Here is a 13,412-nt window from a genome sequence, read left to right on the forward strand (position 1 = left end):
GCGGTCCTGCCCGCATGACCCCCTCATGGTATGTGAGGCAGGCCACATGCCGCTGGCCCGGGGGTCAGCCCTTGCGGCGGCGCAGCTCCTCCACCATCTGCGGCACGACCTCGAACAGGTCGCCCACCACGCCGAAGTCGGCGATCTCGAACACCGGGGCGTCCTCGTCCTTGTTGATCGCCACGATCGTCTGGGCGGTCTGCATGCCGGCGCGCTGCTGGATCGCCCCGGAGATGCCGGCGGATATGTAGAGCTGCGGGGACACCGTCACGCCGGTCTGGCCCACCTGGGCGGCGTGGTCGATCCACCCGGCGTCGGTGGCCGCGCGGGAGGCGCCGATCGCCGCACCCAGCTCATCGGCCAGCTCCTCCAGCGGACCGAAGTTCCCGTCCACCCCGCGGCCGCCGGCGACGACGACGCGGGCCTCCGTCAGGGCCGGGCGCTCCGAGACCTCGAGCGGAGTGCGCTGAAGGACCTCGACACCGCCGGAGGCGGCGGCACCCTCGGCGAGAGAGGGGCCCACCGGCAGTGCGACCACCTCGGGGGCCTGGCCCGCGACGACGGCGGCCTCCACCGAGTTCGGCTTCACCGTGGCCACCAGGGCGCGGTCCTCGGCCACCTCGGCGGTGGTGGTGTAGGAGCCGGCCAGCACGGACTTCGTGACACGCCGCTCGGAGTCGATGCCCACGGCGTCGGTGATGATCCCGGTGTCCAGGCGGACCGCCAGGCGGGCGAGCGCGTCGGTGGAGTCCGGCGTGTCCGGGGCGAGGATCGCCGAGGCGGCGGTCTCCTGCACCGCGGTCTCCAGCAGGTCCACCAGGGCGGGGTCCGGGGTGAGGATCTCCGCGTCACCGGTGTAGACGGTCTGCACACCCTCGACGGCGACCGCGTCGACGGCGCGGTCACCCGGGGTCCCGGTGACCACATGGACCTCGCCGAGCGTGGCGGCCAGGGTCAGCAGCTCCTGCTGGGCCGAGGAGAGCCGCGCGTCCAGCGACTCGAAGAACACCAGGGCAACACTCACAGCACACGCTCCTTTGCCAGGAACTCCACGATCTTCACGCCGGCATCACCCTCATCGGTGATGATCTCGCCCGCGGTGCGCGGCGGACGCGCCTCCGCGGTCAGCACGGTGGCCTTCGAGGCCACCGCGGAAGCGTCCAGCCCGACGTCGGCCAGACTCCAGGAGGTCATCGGCTTCTTCTTCGCCGCCATGATCGCCTTGAAGTTCGGGTACCGGGGCTCATTGGCCTGGTCGGTCACGGAGACCACGGCCGGCAGGGCGGCCGCCAGCCGCTGCTGCTCCGTGGCGGAGGCGCGGGTGACCACCAGCCGGTCCTCCTCCAGCGCCACGGCGGTGGCCTGGGTGACAAGGTTGAGTCCGAGTCGTTCGGCCAGCTGCGGCGGCACCGCGCCGGACTCGCCGTCCTCGGAGGCCATGCCCGTGATGACGAGGTGCTCGCCCTCGGCATCGCCGTCGGCCAGGACATGCTCGATCGCCGCGGCCAGCGCGGCAGAGGTGGCGACGACGTCGGCGCCGGTCAGCGCGTCGTCGCTGAGGTGGAAGGCGTCATCGGCGCCGATCTGCAGGGCCTTCTTCGCGGCGGTGGCCGCGCCCGCCGGCCCGATGGTCAGGGCGGAGACCCGCACGTCCCGTGAGGCGGCCTCCTTGATCTGCAGGGCGGCCTCGAGCGGGTACTCATCCAGCTCACCCAGGATGCCCTCCGAGCGGTCGATGCGTCGCTCCGCGGTGAACCGGCGCTCCAGCTGAGCGTCCGGCACCCATTTGACCAGGGTGATGATGTGCAGGGGGGTTCCAGCTGCCGATTCAGGCATGGGGCTGACCTCGCCTCACTCTCCGTGCGATTCCGAACAGATCCGATGGTGCGGGAGCGGGGCTCCCGCCAGCAGGCATCCCAGCATGGTGCCACGAAACGCGTCCGGAGGTGAGGTGCGCGACCTCAGGTGTCATGGTCAGGCGTCATGGTGCGATAGGGGGTCTGGGAGGCGTCAGCTCGACGCCGCCTGCAGGGGGATCCGGGGTGAGCGCGCCGCCCACCAGGTCCCCAGCAGGGCGGTCACCGACCCGGCCAGGCCGATCGCGGCCAGCACGACGAGCTGGAACTGCGCGGCCTCGACAGGCGAGGCGCCGCCGAAGAGTGCGCCGACGAAGGCCCCGGGCAGGGTGACCAGTCCGGTGTTCTTCGTCTGGTCGAGGTTCGGGAGCAGGGCCTCCCGCACCGCTTCCCGGCGCATCTGGGCCGTGGCCTGGGCCGGTCGCGCCCCCAAGGACAGCCAGGCCTCCACCTCTCCGGAGCGCTGCTGCAGGCTGGAGGCGAACCGTCGCATCGCGAGCGTGGAGGCCGTCATGCAGTTGCCGATGGTGATGCCGGCGATGGCGATGATCTTCTCCGTCTCCCACGCGACCAGGCCCAGCAGCAGCACGACCGCCACGGTCATGGTGCCGCCGATCAGCACGCCGAGGACGGCTCCTGCGGGGCCGCGGGGGAGCTCCTTCGCCCGTCGGAAGGAGGTGGCCGAGGCGGTGGAGAGCATGAGCAGGATGAACAGCACCACGGTCCAGGGAGCGGTGAGCACCCCCTGCAGCAGCAGGGCGATGAGCGTGAGTTGGGCGGCCGCCCGCACCAGCGCCACCAGCGGCAGTGCGCCGAGGCGGATGCCGGAGCGGCGCAGCAGCACCACGGTGGCGGCACCCATCACGGCGATGCCCAGCCCGTACTGGGCCCAGTCGCGGAGGGAGCCGACCGCCAGGTCGGCGGCCCAGGTGTCGCCCAGGCTCAGCGGTGCCGCCATCGCGTCACCGCTGCAGGTCCAGGTGGGCGGCGACTTCCTCGAGATGCTCGGCCATGAGGCGGCGGGCCTCGTCGGCGTCGTGCCGGCGGATGGCCTCGTAGATCCGGCGGTGCGCCTCCACCGCGGTCCTCAGCTTCTCGTCGGGCAGGTGCAGGCCTGCCTCTGAGGGCGTCATCCAGTCGTGGGTGACGTTCAGCAGTCGGGTGAGCATCGGATTGTGGGTCAGCTTCGCGATCTCACTGTGGAAGGCCATGTCCAGCTGGAAGAGCAGCGGCACGGAAGGGTCCGGTCGGGCGAGCTCCTCCTCGGCCTGCTCCACACGGTGGAGGAGCCCGGGCAGCTCCGAGTCCAGTGCCCGGTCGGCCGCACGCTCCGCCATCGGGGGCTCGACCACGGCGCGGAGGTCCATGACCTCCCGGAGCACGCGGTGGGAGGTCTCCATGGAGCCGAGCATCCCGGCGTGCAGGTCCGGACGCCGGACGGCGCGCACCACTGTGCCGCGGCCGCGCGTCCTGGTGATCAGCCCCCGCAGCTCCAGGTCCCGCAGGGCTTCCCGCACGGTGGTGCGGGAGACCTCCGCCGACTCCGCCAGGGCGCGCTCGTTGGGCAGCTTGTCGCCGGCCTTGAGCTCGCCGTCCTCGATCATGCTGATCAGGCGTCGGCTGAGCTGTTCGGCGACGGTGACCGAGCTGATGGAGAGTCCGTCGAGTTCGCGCATGGGTCCTCCGCTCCGTGGCCGGTCGTCTGCCGGCCGCGCTCCGTGCCTCCCCAGTATGGCGGATGCGTCTCTGGCGACCCGTGAATCGTCCACCGGTGGACCGGTGGTCCGACCAAGTGTCCATACCGTGGCATGGACAGGACGGGGCAGTCAACGCCCAGAGGGCCTACCAGTCGTTGAGTTTTCGCGAAACTCTTGACATCCATGTGATGTGGAGCACAGACTCAGGACTCATGAGATTTGGTCCGACCAAGTGACCTGATACTCACTCGCGCTGTCCAATCCGCTCCCTGAAACGGTGGTGTCACGACCCATGAAGAAATCACTCGCCCTGCTGTCCCTGGTCGCCCTGGTGGGCTGCTCCGAGGTCCAGGAGATCGGAGAGCAGGAGGTCGACGCGCGTGAGGGGGAGTCGTCCGTTCCGCTGGCCGCCGACGAGGCCGTCGAGGGCGGCGACCTCGTCATGGCCCTGTCCCAGGAGCCGGACGCACTCGACCCCACCACGGCCCGCACCCGGGCCGGGCGCATGGTCTTCGAGTCCATGTGCGAGAAGCTCTACGACATCGACGCCGAGGGCGAGATCATCCCGATGCTCGCCACCGAGCTGCCGGACTACTCCGAGGACGAGACCGTGCTGCGGATCCCGCTGCGCGAGGACGCCGTCTTCTCCGACGGCACCCCCATGGACGCCGAAGCGGTCAGGACCAGCCTGGAGCGGCACCTGGAGCACCCCACCTCCGCGCGCAGCTCGGACATGGGGCCGATCGAGGAGATTCGCGTGGTCGACGACCATGAGATCGAGATCGAGCTGGCCGAGCCCTTTGCGCCCCTGGTGGCGACGCTGTCCGACCGCGCCGGGATGATCATGTCTCCTCAGGCGCTCGATGAGCTCGGGGACGACTTCGCCCAGGCGCCCAGCTGCGTGGGGCCCTTCGCGCTGGTGGAGCGGGTGCCGCAGACCCGCATCGACGTCGTCGCCGACCCCCACTACTACGGGGCCGACGAGGTCCACCTGGACTCCATCACCTACGTGATCATGCCTGACCACAACATCCGGGCCGCCAACCTGCGTTCTCGGGATGTGCACCTCACCGACACCGTCTCGCCCCAGGAGTTCGACGCGCTCGTCGACGACGCCACCGGTGAGGTCAACGGCCTCGTCCTGGACTCCCTGGGATTCCAGGGGCTGACGCTGAACATCGGCAATGTGGACGGCACCGGCCAGCCGCCCGGTGAGATCGACACCGTGGTGGCCCAGGAGCCCGCCGTGCGCGAGGCGCTCTCGCTGGCCATCGACCGGGACTCCCTCGTCGACGTCGTGTTCAACAACTGGTACGTCTCCGCCTGCACACCGATGTCACCGATCAGCACGTTCGCCGACGAGCGGGCCACCGACTGCCCCGAGCACGACCCGGACCGCGCGATGGAGCTCCTGGAGGACGCGGGGGTGGACATCCCCGTGGAGATCGACCTCACCGTGCGCAACGACCAGGACTCCCTGCGTTACGCGCAGGCCCTGCAGGCCTCCGTGGAGGACGCGGGCTTCGAGTTCACCATCCGGCCCATGGAGTGGACCGCCCTGCTCGATGCCCAGGACCGCGGCGACTTCGACGCGATCCTCGTGGGCTGGGGCGGGATGATCGACCCGCACAACAACCTGCACAACTACTTCTCCACCGGTGCCGGCAACAACTACTCGGGGCTCTCCGACCCGGAGATCGACGAGTACCTCGACGAGGCCGCCCGCACCGTGGACCACGACGAGCGCGTCGAGCTCTACGGGCAGGCGGTGGAACGGGCCGGCGAGCTGAACAACATCATCGTCACCTACCGGCTGAGCAACCTGGGTGCGGCCCACGAATCCATCGCCGGCGTCTGGTTCTCCCCGGACGGCATCCTGCGGGTCTCCGGTGCGGCGTTCGTCGACACCGAGGCGGCCGAAGAGGAGATCGACATCGACGAGCTCGACCTCGGCGACGACTGAGGGCCGCCGTCACGATGACCAAGAGCCGCTTCTTCCTGACCCGACTCGTCCAGTCCCTGATCACGCTGCTGATCTCCGCCGTCGTCATCTTCCTGGGGATCCGGGCACTGCCCGGTGACCCGGCGCGGGCGATGGCCGGCGATGAGGCCGGCCCGGCCGAGATCGCCGCGATCCGGGCCGACCTCGGACTGGACCGCCCGCTCGTGGAGCAGTTCCTCATCTTCCTGAAGAACGTCGTCACCCTGAACCTCGGGGAGTCGACCCGCACCGGGCAGGAGGTGACCTCCATGATCTCCCAGACGCTGCCGGTGACGCTCTGGCTGGCGCTCTACGCCGTGTTCCTGGCGACCGTCGGCGGCATCATCCTCGGGATGATCGCCGAACGGCACCGGGGACGGTTCCCGGAGTTCCTCAGCAACGGGATCGCCCTGCTGGGGCTCTCCCTGCCGAGCTTCTGGCTCGGCCTGCTGGGGATCATGCTCTTCGCGATCACCCTCGGATGGTTCCCGGCATCCGGGTACGTCCCTATGGGCGTCAACCCCTTGGCGGCGCTGTACCACCTCACGATGCCGGCGATCGTGCTGGCCACCGCGCTGGCCGCCGTGGTGACCCGCCAGACACGGGCGTCCATGATCGAGACGATGGGCACCGACTACGTCCGATTCGCCAAGGCCAAGGGGCTGTCCCAGCCGCGGGTGCTGTTCAAGTACGGGCTGCGCAACGCGCTCATCGCCCTGGTGACCATCACCGGACTCCAACTGGGCGCGCTGCTCTCCGGGGCGGTCGTCACGGAGCAGATCTTCGTCCTGCCCGGCATCGGGAGCCTCACCCTGGACGCCATCCTGGCGCGAGACTTCCCGGTGATCCAGGCCGTCGTGCTGGTCGTGACGGTGCTCTACGTGGTGATCAACCTTCTGGTGGACATCCTCTACACCGTCATCAATCCCCGAGTCCGGGTCAGTGCCTGAGGAGGACGTGCCCATGTATCAGACCACAGCCACCGCGGCCGCGGCGGAGACGAGCCGCAGTCCCTTCATCCGGGGCCTCCAGCAGCTGGCCCGGAACAAGCTGGGGGTGATCGGCGGCCTCCTGCTGCTGCTCACCGTCATCGCCGCCGTCGGCGCCCCCTGGATCGCCCCGCATCACTTCGCCGCGGTCAACTTCCAGATCCCGTTCCAGACCCCAGGCACCGCCGGCTATCCGCTGGGCACCGACGACCTGGGCCGGGACGTGCTCTCACGGCTGCTCTACGGCGTCCGCACCTCCCTGTGGATCGGGCTGCTCTCGGTCGCCGTCGCCGTGGGCGTCGGGACCCCGCTGGGGCTGCTGGCCGGGTACTCCCGGGTGGCCGACGCCGTCGTCTCGCGACTCACCGACGTCGCCCTGGCCTTCCCGTTCCTCATCATCGCGGTCGGCCTGGCGGCCATCCGCGGGCCGAGTCTGGAGAACGCGGCCATCGCGCTGGGCATCGCGAACATCCCGATCATCGTGCGAGTGGTCCGCGGGGAGGCGCTGCGGATCTCCGGGCTGGAGTTCGTCCAGGCCGCCCGCGCCATGAACATCTCGCAGGCGAGGATCCTGTTCCAGCACCTGCTGCCCAACGCGTCCTCGGTGATCATCGTCCAGGCCACGGTGATCATCCCGGTGGCGATCATCGGTGAGGCGATGCTCTCCTTCCTGGGGCTGGGGATCCAGCCGCCCGAGCCGTCGCTGGGCATCATGCTCGCCGACGCCCAGGAGTACATCTACCGCTCACCCTGGGCGGCCGTCTGGCCGGGTCTGACGATCATCGTCATGTGCCTGGGCTTCAACATGTTCGGCGACGCCCTGCGCGACGCCCTCGACCCCAATGCGAGGTGACCCGATGACGACCACGGCACACGAGACGGACAGCTCGCCCATCAGGCCGGACCCGCTGATCACGGTGCGGGACCTCCGCGTCGCCTACGACGGGCAGGACGCGGTGCGAGGAGCCAGCTTCGCGGTGGCCCCCGGGCGCTCGCTGGCGATCGTGGGCGGCTCCGGATCGGGCAAGTCCACCACCGTCAAGGCGCTGCTGGGCCTGCTCCCGGAGAACGCCCGCGTCGTCGGCGGGGAGGTCGACTACGCCGGCGAGCGTCTGGCGGACCTCTCCGAGGGCACTCTGCGCCACTATCGGGGAGCACGCATCGGGCTGGTGCCGCAGGACCCCATGGCGAGCCTGAACCCCTCGATGCGCATCGGTGACCAGATCTGTGACGCGCTGAAGCAGTACGGCATGCGATCCAAGGAGGATCGGCGGCGTCGGGCCCTGCAGCTCATGGACGACGCCGGGATCCCTGAGCCGGCGCGCCGGTTCCGGCAGTATCCGCACGAGTTCTCGGGAGGGATGAGGCAACGCATCCTCATCGCGATCGCGCTCTCCGGCGATCCGGAGCTGCTGATCGCCGACGAGCCGACCTCGGCCCTGGACGTCACCGTGCAGAAGCGCATCCTGGATCACCTGGACACGCTCGCCGAGGACAGGGGTCTGACTCGGATCCTGGTGACCCATGACCTCGGCGTGGCCGCCGATCGGGCCGACGAGGTCGTGGTGATGTCCGACGGTGAGGTCGTCGAGCAGGGCACCCCGAGGGGGATCCTCCGCGCGCCGAGCCACCCGTACTCGCAGCGGCTCGTGGACGCCGCCCCGCGGCTGGACGCCCACCGGCGCCGGGAGGAGGCGCCGCGGGAGGACGACGGGGGCCCCAGCTTCCTGAGCATCCGCGGTCTGGTGAAGGACTTCAAGATCCGGGGCTTCAAGGAGCCGCTGCGGGCCGTCGACGACGTCAGCTTCGACATCAGGAAGGGCACCACCACAGCGGTGATCGGAGAGTCCGGGTCCGGGAAGTCGACGGTCGCCAGGATCACCCTCGGGCTCGAGAAGGCCACGAGCGGTGAGGCGCGGGTGGGCGCACGCGCCATCCGGCCGGAGTCCCGCGATGACATCCGCTACCTGCGGAGCCTGACCCAGCCCGTGTTCCAGGATCCCTTCTCCTCGCTGAATCCGTACTGGAGCGTGGCGGGGCTCATCGCGGAGTCGCTCGTCCCGCGACGCGACCTCGGACGCGCGGAGAAGCGGCGCAGAGTCCGGGAGTGCCTCGATCACGTCGCGCTGCCGCAGTCCGCCCTGGGAAAGTATCCCGGGGAGCTCTCCGGCGGGCAGCGGCAGCGCGTGGCGATCGCCAGGGCGCTGGTCGCCGAGCCCGAGCTGCTGGTGTGCGACGAGGCCGTCTCGGCCCTCGACGTGCTCGTGCAGAAACAGATCCTGGACCTGCTGCGCGGCCTGCAGTCCGAGATCGGCGTGAGCTGCCTGTTCATCACCCACGACCTCGGCGTCACCTCGGAGATCGCGGACGAGGTCGTGGTCCTGCGGCGGGGCCGCGTGGTGGAGGCGGGACCCGTGGGCAGATCATCGACGCCCCGCAGGATGAGTACACGACTGCTCTGCTGGAGGCCGTCCCAGGACGGGGCCTCTGAGGCCTCCTCGGTCTTCGGGGCGGGCGGCACAGAGCTGACATCAGTGACGCGCCACCCGGCGCTGACACATAACACGACGAAAGGTGAGGAATGGAACGCATCGGAACGCGGGAGATCGCCGGGGCCAGAGCGGCGGAGGCCGTCGCCACAGAGGATCTGATCTTCTTCTCGGGGATCACGGCGAAGGACACGTCCCTGAGCGCGGCGGATCAGACCAGCTGGTGTCTGCAGCGCCTGGACCAGCTGCTGGAACAGTTGGGCGAGGATCAGGGCTCCGTGCTGATGATCCACATCTGGCTCAGCGACATGCGCTACTTCGGGGCGATGAACAAGGCCTGGAACCACTGGATCGACAAGGAGAACCCGCCGGCGCGCACCTGTGTCTCCGGGGAGCTGCACCGGCCCGACATCCTGGTGGAGGTCGTCGCCACTGCAGCGCGCACGGCTGGGACGGAGGGCCGATGAGCATCACCAAGGCCGGACGTGTCACCGCCCCGGGGGCGCCGGGGATCCACCTGGCCTCCGCCCATGGCGGTCTGGCCTCGGCCTGCCTGACAGCGCCGGACAAGTCCCTGGACGTCGAAGGCCAGAGTCGGCAGATCCTCGAGACGATCGATGACCTGCTCGCCGAGGTGGGAGGCGACCCCCGCCAGATCGTCATGGCGCAGGTGTGGCTGCTGAGCATCGACGACGCCGAGGACTTCGCGCGCGCCTGGAACGACTGGCTCGGGGACCGGCCGGTCCCGGCGCTGTCTGTGGTGCAGGCGTCGGCGGCCAGCCGGTCCTCCCAGGTCGAGATCCGGGCCTACGCGGCGACCCTCCGGTGAGGCGATCACAGACACTGTCCGAAAGGACAGTCTTACATGAGATTCATTGATCCGCGGATGTAGTTGTCTGTACGGTGTTCGTGGCCATTGGAATCTTGAAGAACAAGGTGTGAAACATATGACTGTCGCAGCTCATCATGTCGATGCAGTCTCAGGGGGAAACTCGCTCGCAGACCGGGTCAGTACAAGCCTGATTTCGGGGATGCTTGCTTTCGGTGCCGTCGTAGAATCCTTCTTTCAGGCTCCAGAACGTCTTCGACGACGGGCGGACGGCAACTCTGAGTTGGTGACCGTCTTCGTCGTCGCAGCCGTCATCATCGCTGCGTTGGCGGTGGTTGCGGCCGTGGGGGTCTTCATCTACTGCCGTCGGCAAGGGTTCACCGGGGTCTCCTTCTGGGAGAACACCCCGAGCGGACAGTTCATCAGGATCGGATGCTACCGCTGAGCCTGAGGCTCGGGGAATGACGAGAGGCCCCGGGGTGCCGTCGGTTGATGGAGTCCCCGCGCTCGCCGTCGAGCAGGTGCAGAAGAGTTTCGGCGATCATGCGGTGCTGCAGGGAGTCTCCTTCTCTGTGCAGCGGGGCCGCGTGGCCGGGCTGCTGGGCCCCAACGGTGAGGGGAAGTCGACGCTTCTGCACTGCCTCAGCGGCATCGAGAGTCCTGACCGGGGTAAGATCACCATCCTCGGCGTCGACGCTCGGAAGCCCGCGGCGAAGGAGCGATTCGGTTTCGTGCCCGATGAGCTGCGACTTCCGGAGCGTCTGACGGGTGAGGAGTTCTTCGAGTTCACGAGGAGCCTGCGTCGCAGCTGTGACAGGGGGATCTTCCGCGAGGCGCTGGAGGGACTTCGTCTGGAGCTGACCGCCGACGTCGTCATCGGGCAGTACTCCCACGGGATGAAGAAGAAGCTCCAGCTTGCGGTGACGCTGTCGCACCGTCCGGATGTACTCATTCTGGACGAGCCGTTCAGCGGCCTGGATCCGCGGACTCATCTCGTCCTCCGGACCCTCCTGCAGGAGTACGTCCGAGGAGGTGGCGCCGTGCTGATCTCCACCCATGACCTCAGGTTTGCTGAGCATGCCTTCGATGAGGTGCACCTGCTGCATCGGGGGGGCCTGATCGTCTCGGGCGCACCGGGCCGGGTCACGGAGCAGACGCAGACGGGCTCACTGCTCGACGCCTATGTGGAATTGACGGCACCAGGCGACGCCCCTGTGCTGATGGCTCAGGAATTCATGGAGGGTTTCTTTGGACAAGCGTAGGTCCCGATTCTGGCCGTGGGGATTCGTCCTCACGTATCTGGTGGCAGCCGTGGGGAACCTCCTGGCCTCAATGGCTCTGCTCTTCAGCGCCAGCACTCGGTCGGAGGGGCAGGGTGGCGTCTCGGGGATTCCCGGGTTCGTGGAGATCCATCATGAGGCTGATGGGCTCTTCTGGGATCTGCACATGGTCGGTGTCCCGGCTCACCTTCTGTTGACACCTCTGGTGCTGACCCTCGCCATCTGGGGCCTGCTGGCGCTCGTCCCTCGGCGGCTCCAGGTGTCCCAGTGACCGTGGTGCGTCAGGCCTGGGTACTGACGCGGGCGTTGCGGATCTCGGTGGTCAGGCAGCTTTTCGGCTCGGGCCCGAGCGATACTGTTCGCCGGAGATGGGTATGGGCCGGGGTCGGAGCCCTGGTGCTCGGATACCAGGCGGTCATCTTCACCGTGGCTCATTGGACGGCAGGATCCATTGCTGGGCATGAAGCTCTGGCGGGAACGTACTACCACCTGATGATCGTGCTCTATGTGGCGCTGACGGCCGCCGTCTGCGGGTGCCTGTCGATCCTGGCGGGGAACGCAGTGGTGACGTTGGGGTATATCATCCATGTGCTCCCCATCGGGCGTCGTGCGAGCACCTTGGCGTCCGACATTCCTGTGGTCCTCTCCTCTCTCGGGACCGTGGTGAGCGCCGCTCCGGCGACCGTCTATGTACTGTCGGGAAGCCTGGGGGCCGGGCGAGCGGTCTGGGCCACGGTCACAGTGTGCGTCGTGGCGCTCATCATCACGGCGCTGGCGTTGGCGGTGATCCGTGGAGTCTCGAGGCTCGGACAGATGGTGCGTCTCCCTCGGGAAGCCGCCGACGCTGTGGGGCTGTCCGCGGTGCTTGCGGGGGCCGGCGTCGTCGTGTGGATCGGTGTTCTGCATCCGGAGGCGATGGCGGAGGGCGCCTTGCTGTTCCGCTGGTCGCAGGGGCTGGCCCTCGGTGTTCCGGGGGCTGTGGTCAGCCTGGTGGGGCTCGGGCTCTCGGGGCTGCGGCGTGGTTCGCGTCCCTGTCGTTGTCGTCAGCACCCTCGGTCTCATCCCCCATCGGACGGACCGGTCTCACCGTCGTGCGCATCATCGATTGGCTCTCGGCGGGCTGGCTGCGCGGCCCCGTGTCCCTGGAGGTGAGGCAGGTGCTCCGTGCGTCGATCGTCTCTCTGGCGCTGAATATCCTGCTGGTGACCGGTGTCCTGGCCCTGGTGGTCTCGCTGCTGCGACCAGGTGGGGGCACATGGATGCCGGAGGTGGGCGTCGTCCCTGCCTACGTGGGCGTTCAGGTGTGTCTGATCGCGGCCCTGGCCGCTTACGGCGCCACCAGCAGGTCCCACTGGCTGCACCACGTGTACCTCGGGCGGGCAGCTTGGCAGGCGCCGAAAGCTGCAGCGGTGATGAGCATCGTCGCCTGCGTCGTGGCCGCGACCACCGTGCTCGCCGTCTGGGCCGGGCACGATAACGTGTCGATCCAGACGCTGCTCGTTCCGCTGGCGGCGTGTTCCGTGGGGTACTCGGTCGGAGGCCTTCTGCCGGTCGACTCCCGCGAGCCGGGGGCTTTCGTCGCCGGGCTGCTGATCGCGGCGGCGGCCACGTTCCTGGCGCTCGTGGTGTTCACCGAACTCCCCGGCGCGGTCTATGACGCGCTGTATGTGCTCACCCTCGGGATGGTCAGCTGGCTCTTCGTCCGGCTGGTCGTCGCCCGACGGGAGACGCGTCGACCCCTGGCCTACACATGATCCAGGTGGTGCTGCATGGGGGTTTCGTGACGGGGTCGCCGGGGTGGTTGCTCGACCAGATCAGATCTCAAGAGCTGCGCGTGACGCAGAGACAATGGGAACTGGTCCGACGCTTGGAGGCAGGCGACGTTCCGTTTCGTGGATTGACGTCAGACGATATCAAGGACCTCCGATCCCTAGGGTCGGAGGTGGTCGCTGTCCGTGTCTCTGGGCCGCTGAGCCACTTCCACGCGGCACGACTCCCGCTGGGCGGCGGGTGGGTGGCTTACGCGCAGATCTTCTGGTACGTCGTCACTGTCAACATTCCGCTGATGGCATTCATAGGGATCAGCAGCGGCGTCGTGGCCTGGATTCTCGCGATCGGACGGTGGTTCCCCTGGCAATGTCTCGTGGGCTTGGCGACGCTGTTCGTGGTGACCTCGTGTCATGAGATGGGTCATGTGGCAGCAGTTCGACTCCTGCATGGACGAGGGACCCCAGTGGCGCTGTGGCGCTCGCCTCTGCATCTCCGTATTCTCCGGCCTCCTGTCTCGACGC

General features: G+C 68.5%; 14 protein-coding genes. 10 read left to right on the forward strand and 4 right to left on the reverse strand.

The annotated features are described in order from the left end of the window. Positions 1-64 precede the first annotated feature (64 nt). The 4 genes from BCY76_RS09720 to BCY76_RS09735 form a co-directional block, all read right to left on the reverse strand. A complete protein-coding gene (locus BCY76_RS09720; RefSeq protein WP_070159093.1) occupies positions 65-1,024 on the reverse strand; it encodes an electron transfer flavoprotein subunit alpha/FixB family protein in 960 nt (319 codons plus the stop codon). Beyond that, positions 1,021-1,836: an electron transfer flavoprotein subunit beta/FixA family protein gene (locus BCY76_RS09725; protein ID WP_170922648.1), complete on the reverse strand. Its 816-nt coding sequence runs from the start codon at positions 1,834-1,836 to the stop codon at positions 1,021-1,023. Before BCY76_RS09725 ends, BCY76_RS09720 begins: the two co-directional genes overlap by 4 nt. Before the next feature lie 174 nt (positions 1,837-2,010). Beyond that, positions 2,011-2,814 carry an ABC transporter permease gene (locus tag BCY76_RS09730; protein ID WP_083277350.1) on the reverse strand — a complete coding sequence of 268 codons (804 nt, stop codon included), beginning with the start codon at positions 2,812-2,814 and terminating at the stop codon, positions 2,011-2,013. A gap of 4 nt (positions 2,815-2,818) precedes the next feature. Beyond that, a complete protein-coding gene (locus BCY76_RS09735; protein WP_070159092.1) occupies positions 2,819-3,532 on the reverse strand; it encodes a FadR/GntR family transcriptional regulator in 714 nt (237 codons plus the stop codon). Between the two features lie 313 nt (positions 3,533-3,845). On the opposite strand from BCY76_RS09735, the gene BCY76_RS09740 reads away from it, so the two are divergent. The 10 genes from BCY76_RS09740 (at position 3,846) to BCY76_RS09785 (ending at position 12,875) form a co-directional block, all read left to right on the forward strand. Further along, complete coding sequence (locus tag BCY76_RS09740) at positions 3,846-5,516, forward strand: ABC transporter substrate-binding protein (protein ID WP_070159091.1); 1,671 nt, start codon at positions 3,846-3,848, stop codon at positions 5,514-5,516. A gap of 14 nt (positions 5,517-5,530) precedes the next feature. Further along, the gene (locus tag BCY76_RS09745) at positions 5,531-6,484 is read left to right on the forward strand and encodes an ABC transporter permease (RefSeq protein ID WP_070159090.1); all 954 of its coding nucleotides are present in this window, start codon (positions 5,531-5,533) and stop codon (positions 6,482-6,484) included. Positions 6,485-6,497: 13 nt separating this feature from the next. Then, positions 6,498-7,376: an ABC transporter permease gene (locus BCY76_RS09750; protein ID WP_070159089.1), complete on the forward strand. Its 879-nt coding sequence runs from the start codon at positions 6,498-6,500 to the stop codon at positions 7,374-7,376. 4 nt (positions 7,377-7,380) lie between these two features. Then, complete coding sequence (locus BCY76_RS09755) at positions 7,381-9,174, forward strand: ABC transporter ATP-binding protein (RefSeq protein WP_336582046.1); 1,794 nt, start codon at positions 7,381-7,383, stop codon at positions 9,172-9,174. Continuing rightward, entirely contained in the window at positions 9,105-9,479 is a 375-nt protein-coding gene (locus tag BCY76_RS09760) for a RidA family protein (protein WP_070159088.1), read from the forward strand. The genes BCY76_RS09755 and BCY76_RS09760 overlap by 70 nt, the downstream gene beginning before the upstream one ends. Next, positions 9,476-9,841: a Rid family hydrolase gene (locus BCY76_RS09765; protein WP_070159087.1), complete on the forward strand. Its 366-nt coding sequence runs from the start codon at positions 9,476-9,478 to the stop codon at positions 9,839-9,841. Before BCY76_RS09760 ends, BCY76_RS09765 begins: the two co-directional genes overlap by 4 nt. 202 nt (positions 9,842-10,043) lie before the next feature. Then, on the forward strand, positions 10,044-10,286 hold the full coding sequence (locus BCY76_RS17570; protein WP_139827722.1) for a hypothetical protein: 243 nt from the start codon (positions 10,044-10,046) through the stop codon (positions 10,284-10,286). A gap of 16 nt (positions 10,287-10,302) precedes the next feature. Next, the gene (locus BCY76_RS09770) at positions 10,303-11,103 is read left to right on the forward strand and encodes an ABC transporter ATP-binding protein (RefSeq protein ID WP_083277349.1); all 801 of its coding nucleotides are present in this window, start codon (positions 10,303-10,305) and stop codon (positions 11,101-11,103) included. Continuing rightward, a complete protein-coding gene (locus BCY76_RS09775) occupies positions 11,090-11,392 on the forward strand; it encodes a hypothetical protein (RefSeq protein ID WP_070159085.1) in 303 nt (100 codons plus the stop codon). Before BCY76_RS09770 ends, BCY76_RS09775 begins: the two co-directional genes overlap by 14 nt. Positions 11,393-12,212: 820 nt before the next feature. Further along, entirely contained in the window at positions 12,213-12,875 is a 663-nt protein-coding gene (locus BCY76_RS09785) for a hypothetical protein (RefSeq protein ID WP_070159083.1), read from the forward strand. Positions 12,876-13,412: the final 537 nt, after the last annotated feature.

The sequence above is a fragment of the Nesterenkonia sp. PF2B19 genome (assembly GCF_001758425.2).
Taxonomy (GTDB): Bacteria; Actinomycetota; Actinomycetes; order Actinomycetales; family Micrococcaceae; genus Nesterenkonia; species Nesterenkonia aethiopica.